General features: G+C 58.8%; 11 protein-coding genes. 9 read left to right on the forward strand and 2 right to left on the reverse strand.

All coding sequences use genetic code 11. The annotated features are described in order from the left end of the window. The first annotated feature begins 47 nt into the window (after nt 1-47). The 5 genes from hemL to FNT36_RS25335 all read left to right on the forward strand — a co-directional run bounded on the left by hemL (nt 48) and on the right by FNT36_RS25335 (nt 4253). Nucleotides 48-1343, forward strand: a complete 1296-nt coding sequence (hemL, locus tag FNT36_RS02970) for a glutamate-1-semialdehyde 2,1-aminomutase (protein ID WP_144844154.1) — start codon at nt 48-50, stop codon at nt 1341-1343. A gap of 39 nt (nt 1344-1382) precedes the next feature. Beyond that, entirely contained in the window at nt 1383-2312 is a 930-nt protein-coding gene (locus FNT36_RS02975; RefSeq protein WP_144844156.1) for a hypothetical protein, read from the forward strand. A 108-nt stretch (nt 2313-2420) separates the two neighbouring features. Beyond that, a complete protein-coding gene (dcd, locus tag FNT36_RS02980; RefSeq protein ID WP_144844159.1) occupies nt 2421-2960 on the forward strand; it encodes a dCTP deaminase in 540 nt (179 codons plus the stop codon). 166 nt (nt 2961-3126) lie between these two features. Then, entirely contained in the window at nt 3127-3681 is a 555-nt protein-coding gene (locus FNT36_RS02985; RefSeq protein WP_144844162.1) for a hypothetical protein, read from the forward strand. Nucleotides 3682-4109: 428 nt separating this feature from the next. Next, the gene (locus FNT36_RS25335) at nt 4110-4253 is read left to right on the forward strand and encodes a hypothetical protein (RefSeq protein WP_233635632.1); all 144 of its coding nucleotides are present in this window, start codon (nt 4110-4112) and stop codon (nt 4251-4253) included. A 215-nt stretch (nt 4254-4468) separates the two neighbouring features. Here FNT36_RS25335 and FNT36_RS02990 read toward each other — a convergent pair whose 3' ends face one another. Together FNT36_RS02990 and FNT36_RS02995 are read right to left on the reverse strand one after the other, a co-directional pair. Next, nucleotides 4469-4894, reverse strand: coding sequence for a DUF4267 domain-containing protein (locus tag FNT36_RS02990; RefSeq protein WP_144844165.1), 426 nt, complete (start codon nt 4892-4894; stop codon nt 4469-4471). A gap of 84 nt (nt 4895-4978) precedes the next feature. Further along, a complete protein-coding gene (locus FNT36_RS02995; RefSeq protein WP_144844168.1) occupies nt 4979-5551 on the reverse strand; it encodes a Crp/Fnr family transcriptional regulator in 573 nt (190 codons plus the stop codon). Between the two features lie 252 nt (nt 5552-5803). Between FNT36_RS02995 and FNT36_RS03000 the strand changes: the two genes are divergently transcribed. The 4 genes from FNT36_RS03000 to FNT36_RS03015 all read left to right on the forward strand — a co-directional run bounded on the left by FNT36_RS03000 (nt 5804) and on the right by FNT36_RS03015 (nt 13064). Then, nucleotides 5804-6676 (forward strand): helix-turn-helix domain-containing protein, encoded by an 873-nt coding sequence (locus FNT36_RS03000; RefSeq protein ID WP_233635633.1) that lies wholly within the window; start codon nt 5804-5806, stop codon nt 6674-6676. Between the two features lie 122 nt (nt 6677-6798). After that, nucleotides 6799-7785, forward strand: a complete 987-nt coding sequence (locus FNT36_RS03005) for an alpha/beta hydrolase family protein (protein ID WP_233635634.1) — start codon at nt 6799-6801, stop codon at nt 7783-7785. Nucleotides 7786-8207: 422 nt separating this feature from the next. Then, the gene (locus FNT36_RS03010) at nt 8208-10067 is read left to right on the forward strand and encodes a glycoside hydrolase family 97 protein (RefSeq protein ID WP_144844174.1); all 1860 of its coding nucleotides are present in this window, start codon (nt 8208-8210) and stop codon (nt 10065-10067) included. 351 nt (nt 10068-10418) lie between these two features. Next, a complete protein-coding gene (locus FNT36_RS03015) occupies nt 10419-13064 on the forward strand; it encodes a GDSL-type esterase/lipase family protein (RefSeq protein ID WP_233635635.1) in 2646 nt (881 codons plus the stop codon). Nucleotides 13065-13266: the final 202 nt, after the last annotated feature.

Consider the following 13266-nt stretch of genomic DNA (forward strand, 5'->3'; position numbering starts at 1 on the left):
TCTCTGCGCAGAGGCACGACCATAGAAATTAACTAATTCCCTACCTCTTGACTACTTCCGAAAACCTTTTTGCCCGCGCCCAGGAGCTGATTCCGGGCGGCGTTAACTCACCCGTTCGGGCCTTTCGGGCCGTGGGCGGCGCCCCCATTTTCATGCAGTCGGCCGAAGGTGCTTGGCTCACCGATGTCGATGGCAACAAGTACGTTGACTTCATCAACTCGTGGGGACCGATGATACTCGGCCACGCGCCAGCAGTGGTGCTCGATGCCGTGCGCGAGGCGCTGCCGCACTCGCTTTCTTATGGCGCGCCCACCCGGCGCGAGGTTGAGCTGGCTGAGCTGCTTATTGAGATGGTGCCGAGCGTGGAGAAAGTCCGCCTCGTCAACTCTGGTACCGAGGCTACGATGTCGGCTATTCGGGTGGCGCGAGGCTACACCGGCCGCGATAAAATCCTCAAGTTTGAGGGCTGCTACCACGGCCACGGCGATTCGTTTCTTATTGCGGCCGGCAGTGGCGCACTGACCCTAGGTGCCCCCGACTCGCCAGGCGTGACCGAAGGCGTGGCCAAGGACACCCTCACTGTGCCTTACAACGATATACCGGCCGTGAAGGCCGCCATAGCCGCAAACCCTGAGCAAATTGCGACCATCATTATTGAGCCGGTAGTAGGTAACATGGGCCTTGTAGTGCCCGCGCCGGGCTTTCTGGCCGAGTTGCGCGCCCTGTGCACCGAGCACGGCATTGTGCTGCTCTTCGATGAGGTAATGACAGGCTTCCGCCTCGCCCCTGGCGGCGCGCAGCAGCTCTTCGGCGTCACGCCCGACCTCACGACCCTAGGTAAGATTATCGGCGGTGGCCTACCCGTGGGCGCCTACGGTGGCCGCGCCGACATCATGAACCAAGTAGCCCCCGCGGGCAAAGTGTACCAAGCCGGCACGCTCTCGGGCAACCCGCTAGCTACCGCCGCTGGCCTAGCTCAACTGCGCTACCTGCACGAGCACCCCGAAGTGTACGAGCAGCTCGAAGCCACCACCGCCCGCCTGGCCGACGGCACCCGCCAGATTGCCCAGGAGCTGGGCCTGAACTACACCGTCAACCGAGTGGGCTCGATGTTTAGCTTGTTCTTCACTGCTGAGCCGGTAAATAACTTGGAAGACGCCAAGAAGGCCGATTTACCAGCCTTTGGCCGCTACTTCCACGCCATGCTGAGCCGGGGTATTTATTTGGCACCGTCGCAGTTCGAGGCGCTGTTTATTTCTACGTCCATCACCGATGAGCTAGTGGAGAAGTACCTAGGGGCCTGCCGCGAGTCGCTGGCCGAAGCGCACGGCCTTTCGCTTTAATTTCACGCCGCGCCTTTTTCACTTCTGAATTTCTGAGTTATGCGTTACTTGTGGAAGCTGCTGCTGTTCGTTCCGTTCCTAGGCTTTGCCCAGGGGGAAACACCCGCGCAGGCCAACAAAAAGTTGTTTGACCGCACCATCGACGAGCTGAACTTTCGCACGTTCGAAACGGTGTACGACAAGCACTTTACGCGGCAGAAATTCCCCGAAAACCTGCGCACTGCGGCCGCTCGGCGCGACTTCACAAATTTCGAGAACAACGCCGAGCTGCAAAAGCTGTTTTTGAACTACAATGGCGTGGCCGAGCGCTACAAAACGCACTTTGGCGGCGGCTCGCTTTCGCAGGCCGAGTTTGAGAAGCAACTGAACGCGGTGGTACGCGACCGCAACTTCGAGTTCTTCATCCGCGGCCTGCCGCGCGATGAGCGCTCGGCCCTCATCCGCACCGAGCAGCGCATCATCAAACAGGCTGTGGCCCGCTTCAATGCCAGTGGCGAAACGGCCACGGCCAACGTGCCGGCTGCCGATGTGGAGCCCGAGCCCGCCGTGGCCTCGGCGCCCCTCACCACCAATGGCACCACCGACCCCGAGGCCGCGCCCGCTGCTACCCCCGCCGCCCGCGAGCCCGAACTGCGCAGCCCCGACGCTGAGGCTCCCAGCAGTGGCCCCGGCTGGGTAGGCTACCTCACGCTCCTAAGCAGCCTCGCCACGCTGGGCCTAGGCGGGTTCGCCCTACTGAGCGTGCTGCCCGAGTTGCGCCGCCTGCGGCGCCGCGTGCGCGAGCTAGAAGACGCTGGTGCTCAAGCCCCACCTTACGGTGAAACTGACCTAGACGCTCCCGACCAGGAGCCAGCCGAGGCACGCCCCAGCTTTTTGAGCCGCCTGCGCGGCCCGGCCAGCGGCGAGCTACTTGCCGACAACTACGGCGATGACGACGACGAGCCTGACCCGCAACATCCTGTACGCTAGGGGCCCCTGCCACCGCAGCGCCCTTGCCAGGTGCGCTGCCTACCCTCTTACTTTCTCCGGCGGAGCGCCTCCAAAACCCGCGCCATCCGCTACAATTTGAGTTAACCCGTGATTCTTACCGACCAGCAAATCCGCGCCGAAATGGAGCGCGGCACCATTGTAGTGCAGCCCTATGACCCTAGCTGCCTGGGTACCAACTCCTACGATGTGCACCTAGGGCGCTATCTAGCCATCTACGACGAGCCCGTGCTGGATGCGCGCCGCCACAACACCATCACCACCTTTGAAATGCCGGCCGACGAAGGCTACGTGCTTCAGCCCGGTATTTTGTACCTCGGCGTCACCGAAGAGTACACCGAAACCCACGCCCACGTGCCCTTTCTCGAAGGCAAGAGTAGTGTTGGCCGCCTAGGTATCGATATTCACGCCACCGCCGGCAAAGGTGACGTGGGCTTTTGCAATCACTGGACGTTGGAAATCAGCGTGTCGATGCCCGTGCGGGTGTACCCTGGCATGCCCATTGGGCAGCTCATTTATTTTGGTTTGCAGGGCGACGTGCAAACCTTTTACAACCGCAAGCAATCGGCCAAGTACAACGACCGCACCGACCGCCCCGTGGAGAGCATGATGTGGAAAAACTCGTTTTAGCCACCCATTAAATCGGCTTTTTGTGTAGTGCAAGGGAGCCAGCGCAGTGTTGCAGCCTGCTAGTAAAGGCCTAACCTCTGCGCTGGCTCCTTCGTTAGTACTACTGCCAGCGCCGCTAACCTTGGCACGCTAGTTGGCAATTAGACATCTTTAGTATCTACTCCGCATGACCTTGAAGCCTTTTTTTGCCGCTTGGTTGCTGGTTGTTGCCCCAGCAGCGGCGTTTGCCCAGCAGCCCGCTACGCTTTCGGCCCCTACCCCGGTGGCCGTGCAGGATAAAACCCAATCTAGCCCCCGCCTCAACCCCGTAGAGGCCCGGGCCGACCGCCTCAGCACGCAAATGGTGCGTGACCTGCACCTTAACAATTACCAAGCAACCCGCCTACGGGCCATCAATACCGATAAAGTGGCCAAGCTCGACGCCCTTGAGCGCCAGTATGCCCGCAGCCCCAAGCAGTTAGAAGAACAGTCGAAGGTGGTGGGCCGCGAGCGCGATAAGGAGTTGCAAGCTGTGCTTACTACCGACCAGTACACCAACTATTTCGACGCCCGCCAGCGCTACGCGCAGTTCGATAAAAACTACGCAGCCTCAGCCTCGTCGGCCATTTTGGTCAATTCCATTCAAAACCCAGCTCCGGTGCGAGCCAATGATGCTACTATCGGCCCGGCCCGCAAGGAAACCCGCCGCACCGAGCCCCTAGGCCGCACAGTGCGCCAGTAACCCAACCTTTCTTTGACTAAAACCGCCTTTGACGTCATGTCAAGGCGGTTTTTTAATGTATTGCGCAGTGCTATTTGCTACAGCGAGCTAGCACTGCTAAGGTACTTGCCGCATAAATTTCCTGCGCTCTGCTTGGCTATATAGGCTGGTGCGCCTCGGTGGGCTATTGGGAGGCGTGATAGTATGGCCAAACCTAAAGGGAGATGTCAATTGGTAAACTCTTGCTGGTGCTTTTCGTAACATGGCTTCCTCTTTCATCCATGTCTTTTTAGTTAAGTATCATGATTAAGACGATTTTAACAGCATTGGCTGTTTCTGGTATGCTTAGCTTTACAGCACAGGCACAGACTACCTCAGGCACTGCTCCCGCAAGCACCACCAAATCAGCCAACTCAACCAGCAAAACTGGTCAGAGTAATTCGGGTAACATGGCACCTAACCGGTCGAGCACGGCTGGCAACCCCAGTGCTTCTACCTCAAACAACCCAGTAGATGCGACTGGCAAGCCAGTTGGCACTACCCAATCGCCCACTACTATGGGCACTGGCAAAGCCCAGAAGCCTAAAAAATAGCGTTGCCAAACTGGCAGCATTTAGTGAGCTTTTCTAAAGCTTTGAACACAGAGATTACCCAAAAGCCCCGCGCCTAACCGGCGCGGGGCTTTTGCTGTCTCACCAGCTATGTTTCACGTTCCAGCTGGCAGTATATGCAACCACAGCCTTTAGACATAAGCTTGGGCAAATGATAACCAGCCCAAAAGACCAAAAAGCGCTCATGGCAGCAGCTACTATATAAATTGGGCTGGGAGTTGAACGCCGGCCGAGGTAGCCGGGCGGGCCGTGGTGGTAAATAGGGACACCGCCAGGGGTAGCAGCAGGTCAATAGCCACCAAGTGGGGCATTGCCAAGGCTACCGACCCAGTAGGCTGACTCAGCACGATGGTGGCATCGACGCAGGGAATGAGTGCGCCCAACAGCAGCACCCAGGCCAGAGGCCGGTCGTAGCCCAGGCTGGCAAATAGGACTAGCAGCAGCCCCGAGAATACATCACGGATGCCTTTGGCGTAGTGGAAGGCGTACTGCGCGTCGGTAGGCGGCAGAAACACACCGAAGCCTTCGGCCCCCGCACGGGGAGCCAATAGGAAGCGGAGACCGATGAAAAGCATGCCAAGTCCGATGACTAGGCTCAGGCTGCGGGAGAGGGTGCGACGCATAACAGAGAGGTTTTTGGTACGGCACAAAGGTCCCGCTACCCCACTCCCCTAGGCATTCACCCAAGTGCATAAATGCGCCGCTGGCTACAACGTCGCCCGGCCCCGAATCCGACTTAGCGATTGGGGCCTGACACCCACGTAAGAGGCGATATAATACTGCGGCACGCGCTGCTGCAAGTCGGGGTAAATGCGCATGAAACGGGCGTAGCGCTGCTCGGGCGTGTCCTCGTAGAAGGAGGTAAGTTGGCGCAGCACGTCCACAAACAGCGCCTCGGCCATGAGACGGCCGAAGCGCTCGCCCGCACGCACCTCGCGGTAAAACCGCTGCAAATTGTCGTGGGTAATGGATAGCAAGCGGGCTTCCTCCAGGGCCTGAATGCCGTGCTGGGCGGGCTGAGCAGGCAAAAAGCTCTCGTAGTCACCGATGAACTCCTGCTCGCGGCCAAAGTAGTACGTGAGTTCCTGGCCGTCGCGGCTTTGAAAGTTGTGAAACACGCCTTGCAGCACAAAGCCCACTTTGCGGCTCACTTCGCCGGGCCGTAGAAAGTAGCCGCCCTTGGGCAACGTCTCAGGCACAAATAGTTGCCGAACAAGGTCTTCTTCTGCCTCATTTAAGGCGATGAAGTGACGAATGGTAACTAGCAGCGAGTCGTGCATTGGGTAGTAGGCCCGCCTAGGTCAACAACTGGCCGACGGAGTGGAGCGAGTCAAAAATAGCGCCTAGCCCTCGCCCCACCAGACGGCTTGCAGTGCCTGAAGCCCACAGGTTACCAGGTGCTGTAAAAGCGATTATTTAGCTCGCAACGGGAAGGAGCTTATCCACTGTCAAGGCTGGCACCTAGGCCTGAGTTGAGGGGTCAGCAGCAATTGACGTAGATTTGATTATATTACTTTTGCAGCATGAGTGCTATGTCTAATTCAGTGCTTCCTGTCTTTGCTGGCGTGACCCTGCCGCTGCAAGGATTTAAGGCCTACAAGGTCGTTTCGCCAGCTAATGCGCTGCTGGCCGCTGGCCGCCGCGACTTTTACAAGCTTGTGCTAGCTACCGGGCAAATGACCGTTGGCCACGGAACCGAAACGACTTACCTCGACGGCACTTTTCTGCTGTGCATCAATCCGCTCGTGCCGCACTCGGTGGTGCACCACTCGGCGGATAATAGTGGGTACGCCTGCGTGTTTACCGAGGCGTTTGTAGCCAGCCTCAGGCGCACGGAAAAATTGCAGCACTCCCCGTTGTTCCGCGTGGGCGACTCTCCCATCATTCAACTCACCGGCGAGCAGGCAGCGTTTATGGCGGGCCTTTTTCGGCAAATACTAGCAGTGCAACAGGAAGAGTATGTTCATAAAGAAGAAGTAGTTAATAACTGCTTGGCCCTTATACTACATGAGGCATTGCGCGTGCAGCCACCAACGGAGGCCAGCGCACCTCCTAGCGCGGCTATGCATCTCACGCAGCGGTTCTTAGGGCTGCTAGAGCGGCAGTTTCCTCTCGAAAGCCTCGAGCAACAGCTTGCTTTGCGCACCGTCCAAGATTTTGCTAGTCGCTTGGCGGTGCACGTCAACTACCTCAACCGCTGCGTGAAGGAAATTACGGGCCGGCCCACCTCGGCCCACCTTGCCGAGCGCTTAGTGGCCGAGGCCCGGGCGCTGCTGCGCCACACGCGCTGGAGCGTTGCCGACATTGCCACATGTCTGGGCTTTGCTTACCCCACTTATTTCAATAACTACTTCAAGCGGGAAACTGGTCAAACGCCTGCTGCCTTTCGCAAGCATCAGGTTTGATAATTATACTTTTTGGGTTTGATTCTCATTAACCGCCGACGGTTGAGGGCACGCAATTTTGCACCACCTAGCAGCTAGCTTCAGTAGAGGCTGCGCTGGCTAGGCTTACGCACGCCTTTCTTATGAACAACCCTCAAGTTTTTGCGCCCGAAGCCGCCAGCGTGGTGCCGGCTGCCGTGCAGCTCACCAGCACAGTCGTCTCGCTTAGCCCAGTCGTACTGGCTGCCCCAGCGCGAGCCGTCGATTTGCAGTTGCGCATCTCTCTGCCCCGCACGGGGCACGACTTGCCCATTTTGCTGCTCTCGCACGGCCACGGCGCGTCAAACTACCTTTCTTCGCTGGAAGGCTACGCGCCATTAGCTAACTTCTGGGCCGCCCGCGGCTTCGTCGTTATTCAGCCCACGCACCTCAGCTCTAAAACGCTGCGCCAAGACCCGCGCGTGCTGCATGCGCCTGGTGCGCCATTTTTTTGGCGCTCCCGCCCGCAGGATATGAGCTACATTCTCGACCAGCTGCCCACGCTGGAGGCCGCCGTGCCTGAGCTAACTGGGCGCCTCGACCATAGCCGGGTAGCGGTGGCCGGGCACTCGCTAGGGGCGCACACGGCCAGCATGCTGCTAGGTGCGCAGCTTACCGAAGACGGCACCAAGGTCAGCCTCGTGGACACGCGCATCAAGGCGGGCGTGCTGCTTACGCCGCCTGGCAATGGCGGCGCCGACCTCACCGCGGCGGGCGCCGAGCGCGTGCCCTTTTTCCGCTATCCTAGCTTTGCGGAGATGACGACCCCCACCCTCGTGGTAGTGGGCGACGAGGACCTTTCGCCCCAATTCACCGTACGCGGCGCCGATTGGCACGCCGACTCTTACTTCCTGAGCACCGGCCCCAAATGCTTGCTGACAGTATTGGGCAGCGGGCACTTGCTAGGTGGTATCTCGGGCTACGACGCGGCCGAAACGACCGACGAAAACCCCGAGCGGGTAGCATTGGTGCAACACCTCACCTGGGCCTACCTGCGCACCGCGCTCTACCCCGAAGACCCAGCCTGGCCCAACGCTTGCGCTCAGCTACAGCAACAATCGCCAGCTTTAGCCAGGGTAGAATGCAAATAAGCAATTAGCTAGGCTTCCCTAGGTACTAGTAGCCTCCTATATAAATGCAAAAGAGCCGCAGCAATAGCTGCGGCTCTTTTAGTTGCCAGCAGGATGTAAAGGTGTGAGTGGTTCCGGCTGCTTGGTCTTGATTTTCTTAAGGTGCACCACTTACATGGCGGGCTTGAAGAGGACATTATTTAATAAGTAGCTGTATCCGTAAAAATTGAGCACAAAACTTCGGCAGTATGCGCTAGTAACAGGGAGACCTCAACACTGTTAGTGACGCTCAACCATTTACACTGGGCGTTCGATAAGCAGGAGTAGTGGTGAAAAGAAGTATAAGTTGGCTATTTCTAAGAAAAGCTTACTACCAGAATGGTGGCCGTTCTACCCTTACTTTGGGCGATTGTTCTTTTCTCCACCGCCGCCTAGCCTGCTCCATGACTGTATCTACTACTTTTTCCTGGCTGCTGGCTATGCAGCTGCTCCCAGTGCCAGCCCTCTTGGCCCAAAGCCGGCAGGAAATTATTTTGAGCCCAGATAAACGCCTAGCGCTCACGTTGTCTTTTGCCGGCGACCAGCTACAGTATAAGATACTATTTAGAGGCAAGCCAGTTATCGAGCCTTCGGCGCTGGGGCTGCAGCTTGGCACACAGCTGGTGGGCCGGGGGCAGGCGTTTGGCCCAGTGCAGCGCACTAGCTTTTCGGAAACCTACGCTTGGCGAGGCGTGCATAGCCAGGCCACCAATGCCTACAACCAAGCGAGCCTGCCGGTTACGCCTACTGCGTCGGCGGCCGCCTTCCGCGTGGAGGCCCGGGTGTTCAACGACGGCGTGGCGTGGCGCTACGTGGTACCGCAGGCCGGGGCAGGCCTCGTGCGCGCCGACAACACGGAGTTTACTATTCCGGCAGGCAGTACCGTATGGAGCCAGCCCGATGTCGTCAACTACGAGGGGCGTTATCAGCCGCAGCCCATCGAGGCAGTGCCGGTAGGCCAGCTGGCGGGGCCGCCCCTCACCGCCGTGCTCCCGAACCGGCAAGGCTACCTGGCCATTACGGAAGGCGGGGTCACAAACTTTGCTGGTATATCGCTGGCGGCCAGTGGCCCTAGGGTGTACAAAGCCAATTTAAAGGGCACCGTGACTACTGAGGCCACTATCGAAACGCCTTGGCGCATTGTGGAAGTAGGAGCTGACTTGAATGCGCTGGTAAACTGTGATATTGTGCACAACGTGTCGCCCAAGCCCGATGCCCGCCTGTTTCCGCAGGGCTTTGCCACGCCCTGGGTCCAGCCTGGCCGCAGCGTTTGGTCGTGGCTCACTGCCAACCGGGCCGTGACGTTTGAAAACATGAAGCGATTTTCTCAATGGGCCGGCCAGCTAGGTTTCGAATACAACCTAGTGGACGAGGGCTGGTCCCGCTGGAACGACGGCGGCAAAGACCCCTGGACCCTGCTACAAGAACTTGTAACTTATTCGGCCACCCAACATGTGAAGGTCTGGATATGGAAGGCCTACCCCGACCACGACGGTACCCCCGGCTTGCAGCAGGCAGCGGCGCGGCAGGCTTTTTTCCGCCACTGCCGCGATATTGGTGTGGCAGGGGTAAAAATAGATTTCTTTAATGGCGAACCACAGCAAGTGCTTCAGTTTTACCAAGCTGCGCTGCGCGAAGCCGCCGAGCTGCACTTGCTGCTCGATTTTCACGGGGCCAATAAGCCAACTGGTGAGTCGCGCACCTGGCCCAACGAGCTGTCGCGGGAGGCCGTGCGGGGTTTGGAAAGCGAAAAGGTGTGGCCGGCGCACGATGCGGCTCTGCCCTTTACGCGTTACCTAGCAGGCCACGGCGACTATACGCCCCTCACTTTTGGGCCCCTAGGCCAAGGCACGACCCTGGCTCACCAGGTGGCCACGATGGCTACTTTCACATCGCCTTTTCTGTGCGTGGCCGCTAATCCGGAGGAGATACTGACTAGCCCCGCGCGGGAGTTTATTACCAGTATCCCTACGGTATGGGACGAAACCATCGTCTTACCCCAGAGCGAGCTAGGGGCCCTGTCCTTGCTGGCTCGCCGCCACGGCACCACTTGGTACCTAGCTGCCTTAAATGGGACTGCAAGCCAGCAAGTGTCCGTTAGCCTCGCTTTTCTGGGTAAGGGCAACTACCAGGCCCTGACACTCGCCGATAGCCCCGACTCGCCGGCGCAGGCGGTTAGTAAGCGGCCCACCGTCACGCGCCAAACCTCACTTACTATCACTCTACAAGCGGGTGGGGGCTACCTCGGCATCTTCCGCAAATAAGCTTGGCTATCAGCCATTAAGCGGCGCATCGTGGTTTCTTGCTAGCGGAGCAGGTTGTTTACTCTTACATCCTAGGTTCGCGCACTAGGCAGCTCGGTCCCAGCGGCTATCTAGTGCGCGAAGGCGGGGCAGCTATAAGCTTCTTCAGTAGCAGTTTCTCACTAAACTAACTCTTAGGGAGTCTTTCTGCGTCTAAAAACGCTTGGCTAAAACGATATAGCTAGAGCACAGTGTATTATTGCAAACGTTTGCGGACGCTACCTGCACCAGGTGAGCTTCTTAGCAAGAAAGCTTTTTATTCATTTCCCACCCTACCCCGTTCTTATGCGGATAAAAAATCTACTCTTACTCTTGGCCCTAACAAACCTAGGCCTGAGCCGCGCGCATGCGCAAACCGCGCCCATACGCTCGCTGCTCATTGACTTTGGCGTCAGTGACGGCACAAATGGAAATATTACCTCTAGCCCCGACGCCAATGGCAGCTATTGGAATAACCTGCTCAATAGGACGGGTGTAGCCGATACCTTTCGGCTCGTAGACAAGCAGAACCAGGCTACCGGCGTGAAAGTAAAAGTTGGTCCCAATTTCTTGACCAATGGCATTCTCAATGGGGGCTTGCTGAGCCCAAGCACGACGCTGCTCGGTGAATACGCCGTTTCTACGGCCACGCAAGACTACTTTTTTGTGCAGGGCACGGGCAGCACTAGCATGGCTACGCTGCGCTTCAGCGGCTTAGAGGCGAGCCGGCGCTATGTGTTTCACGTGTTTGGTTCGCGTCAGACCGCGGACGAAACTCGGATATCACAATACAAATTCACCGGGGCCAACGTCAGCACCATCACCCAGACAACCACGGGGCCTGGCGTAGGGGCCAACGGCTACCCCGGCAACAACAACACCATTACAAAATCGGATACTCTGACAGCTGACGCGGCGGGTGGCATCACCCTGGAGCTAAGTAAGATAAGGGGCTCGTTTGGTTATCTTAACCTGATGCGGATAGATGTTGTGCCGGGCCGCGCCACTACTACGCCACCCGTGTACTATGCCTTCCAGAACCCAGGCTTCGAGTTGGGCAACCTAGCGTACTGGACTACTGCGGGCGGCAGCGCCGGCGGGGGCAGTGTCGGCCAAGCCCCGAAGCACCAGGGCTCATTTGCGGCCCGGCTCACCGGCATGAACAATTTGCGCCTTGAGCAACGTATTAGCTACCAAGCCACTAGCAGCGTGAGTACCTACCGCCTCAATGGCTGGTTTCTGAATGCCGCCGCTAGCGCCCTGAGCGGGGCGCAGGGCGCCCACCTAGAGCTGCTGTTTTATAACTCGGCCAATGCGCTGCTCGGGCGCTTCAAGTCCGACTCGGTGCAGGCCAGCACGCCCACCGATACCTGGGTGCGGCTATCAGCAGTGGGCGCCATCCCGGCGGGTACGGCCTTTGTGCAGGCGGCCGCCGTGTGGCACAATAGCGCTGGCCTGGCTACGGGCAGCGTGTACTTCGATGACCTAGCCGTGGAGCCCTACATACCGATTAACACTGCTAAAACGATTTATATAGGCTCGTCAGTACCTTATGGTACCGGCGCCACCGGCAACCGCGGCTATACCACGCTCTATGCCGACTTGTTGGCGGCGCGCAGCGCGGCTGGCATTGGCGGCCCTTGGGTGACCGCCAACGTATCGGTGCCGGGCAACAATACGGTGGACGTGACCAATCGCTTCGACAACGACATCTTTCCGCAGAATGGCAAGTATGTCTTTATCGGCCTCTCACTAGGTAATGAAGGCATCACGGGCAGCAATAAAGACAACACGTTCAACCAGTTTCGGGATAATATGCGGGCCCTTATCACGCACGCCCGCGCTAATGGACTGGTGCCGATAGTGGCCGGCAACTATGGCCGCAACGACTACACGCCCACCGAATATGGCTACGTGCAGCGCATCAACGCCCTGCTCAATGGCTGGAGCGTGCCTACCGTGAACCTCCTCGGGGCCGTAGACGACCTTAGCGGCAACGGCCGCTACACCCCCGGCTACTGGTTTGATGACCTACACCCCAACGATGCCGGCCACGCCGAAATGGCCCACGCCATCGTGCCCTCGCTGCTCGATGCGCTGGCCGCCAACAAGACCCAGCCCCGGCGCCGCGTGAGTGCCGGTATTACCCTACGCAACTCGGCCACCGCACCCGCTCCGCTGGTGCGCCTGGTGCCCGAAGATGTGGTGCATCCTTTCACTACCACGCTGCGCTTTCGCACCGCCAGCCCTGGCCAACTCATGCAGGTGCTCGATAGCGCGGGCCTCCAAGCGGGCACCATCCAGGTGGCCAGCACGGGCAAGCTGCTTTACACGTCGGCCAAGGGCCGCACCATTGCGGGCACTAAGGTGGTGAATGACAACCGCTGGCACAAGTTGGTACTCACGCACTACTACGGTCGGGGCCTCACGCGGCTTTATGTGGACAGCCTCGCCGAGGGCACGGCCGCTGAGCGCCTGCGCCCCACCCGACTTGACCTAGGTGGCAACGCGGCCCCGGCGCGCGTGCAGCTGCGCGATTTCTTTTTCTATCGCTCGGGCATGAACGAGGGCGAGGTACTGGCCATGGCCGCCGACTCGCTGCTGAAATCGAGCCTGGAGCTTTACGCCCCGCTCGATGGCAGCCGCGCCGTGGCTGCTGACTCGCTCCTGAACCTAGCCCAGAGTCTGAACTCCCTAACCCGAGTGGCGGCTACTCCACTGGCCGCTCGCGAAAGTGCGGAAGCCGCTGCTATCAGCCTCTACCCCAATCCCAGCACTGGCTTGGTGCATTTGCGCGCTTCTACCAACCTCAACGGCACGGTGGTACAGCTGCTTAATGGGCTGGGCCAGCTCGTGCTGACTGCTACCGTGCGCCAGGGCAGCATCGACCTAGGGGCTTTGCCAGGGGGGGTATTTATTCTACAATTTCAGGTGGCCGGTGAAACCGTTCGTAAGCGCTTAGTGCACCAAGCGAAATAAACGTATTTAGGCCCATGCTTTTAAAGCCCCGCTGCCAGCTGGCAGCGGGGCTTTTGGTTTACAGTAAGATAGTCGCGCCGGCCGGTGAGTACTTGCTAGCGTTGGCCAGCACGCTGCCCAGAACCAAACCAACCAAAAAGGGCGCAACGGCAAGCTCGACTACCGCAACCCGGACAAGCACGTGTAGCAGTTCCAAGTGCAC

Origin of the sequence: Hymenobacter setariae, from assembly GCF_007713685.1 — a bacterium.
Taxonomy (GTDB): Bacteria; Bacteroidota; Bacteroidia; order Cytophagales; family Hymenobacteraceae; genus Hymenobacter; species Hymenobacter setariae.

Excerpts from the sequence above, each read along its gene's own strand:
- FNT36_RS02975 (WP_144844156.1), top strand. The coding sequence starts at position 1,383 with ATGCGTTACTTGTGGAAGCTGCTGCTGTTCGTTCCGTTCCTAGGCTTT.
- FNT36_RS03000 (WP_233635633.1), top strand. The coding sequence starts at position 5,804 with ATGTCTAATTCAGTGCTTCCTGTCTTTGCTGGCGTGACCCTGCCGCTG.
- FNT36_RS03010 (WP_144844174.1), top strand. The coding sequence starts at position 8,208 with ATGACTGTATCTACTACTTTTTCCTGGCTGCTGGCTATGCAGCTGCTC.
- FNT36_RS02990 (WP_144844165.1), bottom strand. The coding sequence starts at position 4,894 with ATGCGTCGCACCCTCTCCCGCAGCCTGAGCCTAGTCATCGGACTTGGC.
- FNT36_RS25335 (WP_233635632.1), top strand. The coding sequence starts at position 4,110 with ATGGCACCTAACCGGTCGAGCACGGCTGGCAACCCCAGTGCTTCTACC.
- FNT36_RS02985 (WP_144844162.1), top strand. The coding sequence starts at position 3,127 with ATGACCTTGAAGCCTTTTTTTGCCGCTTGGTTGCTGGTTGTTGCCCCA.
- FNT36_RS02995 (WP_144844168.1), bottom strand. The coding sequence starts at position 5,551 with ATGCACGACTCGCTGCTAGTTACCATTCGTCACTTCATCGCCTTAAAT.
- FNT36_RS03005 (WP_233635634.1), top strand. The coding sequence starts at position 6,799 with ATGAACAACCCTCAAGTTTTTGCGCCCGAAGCCGCCAGCGTGGTGCCG.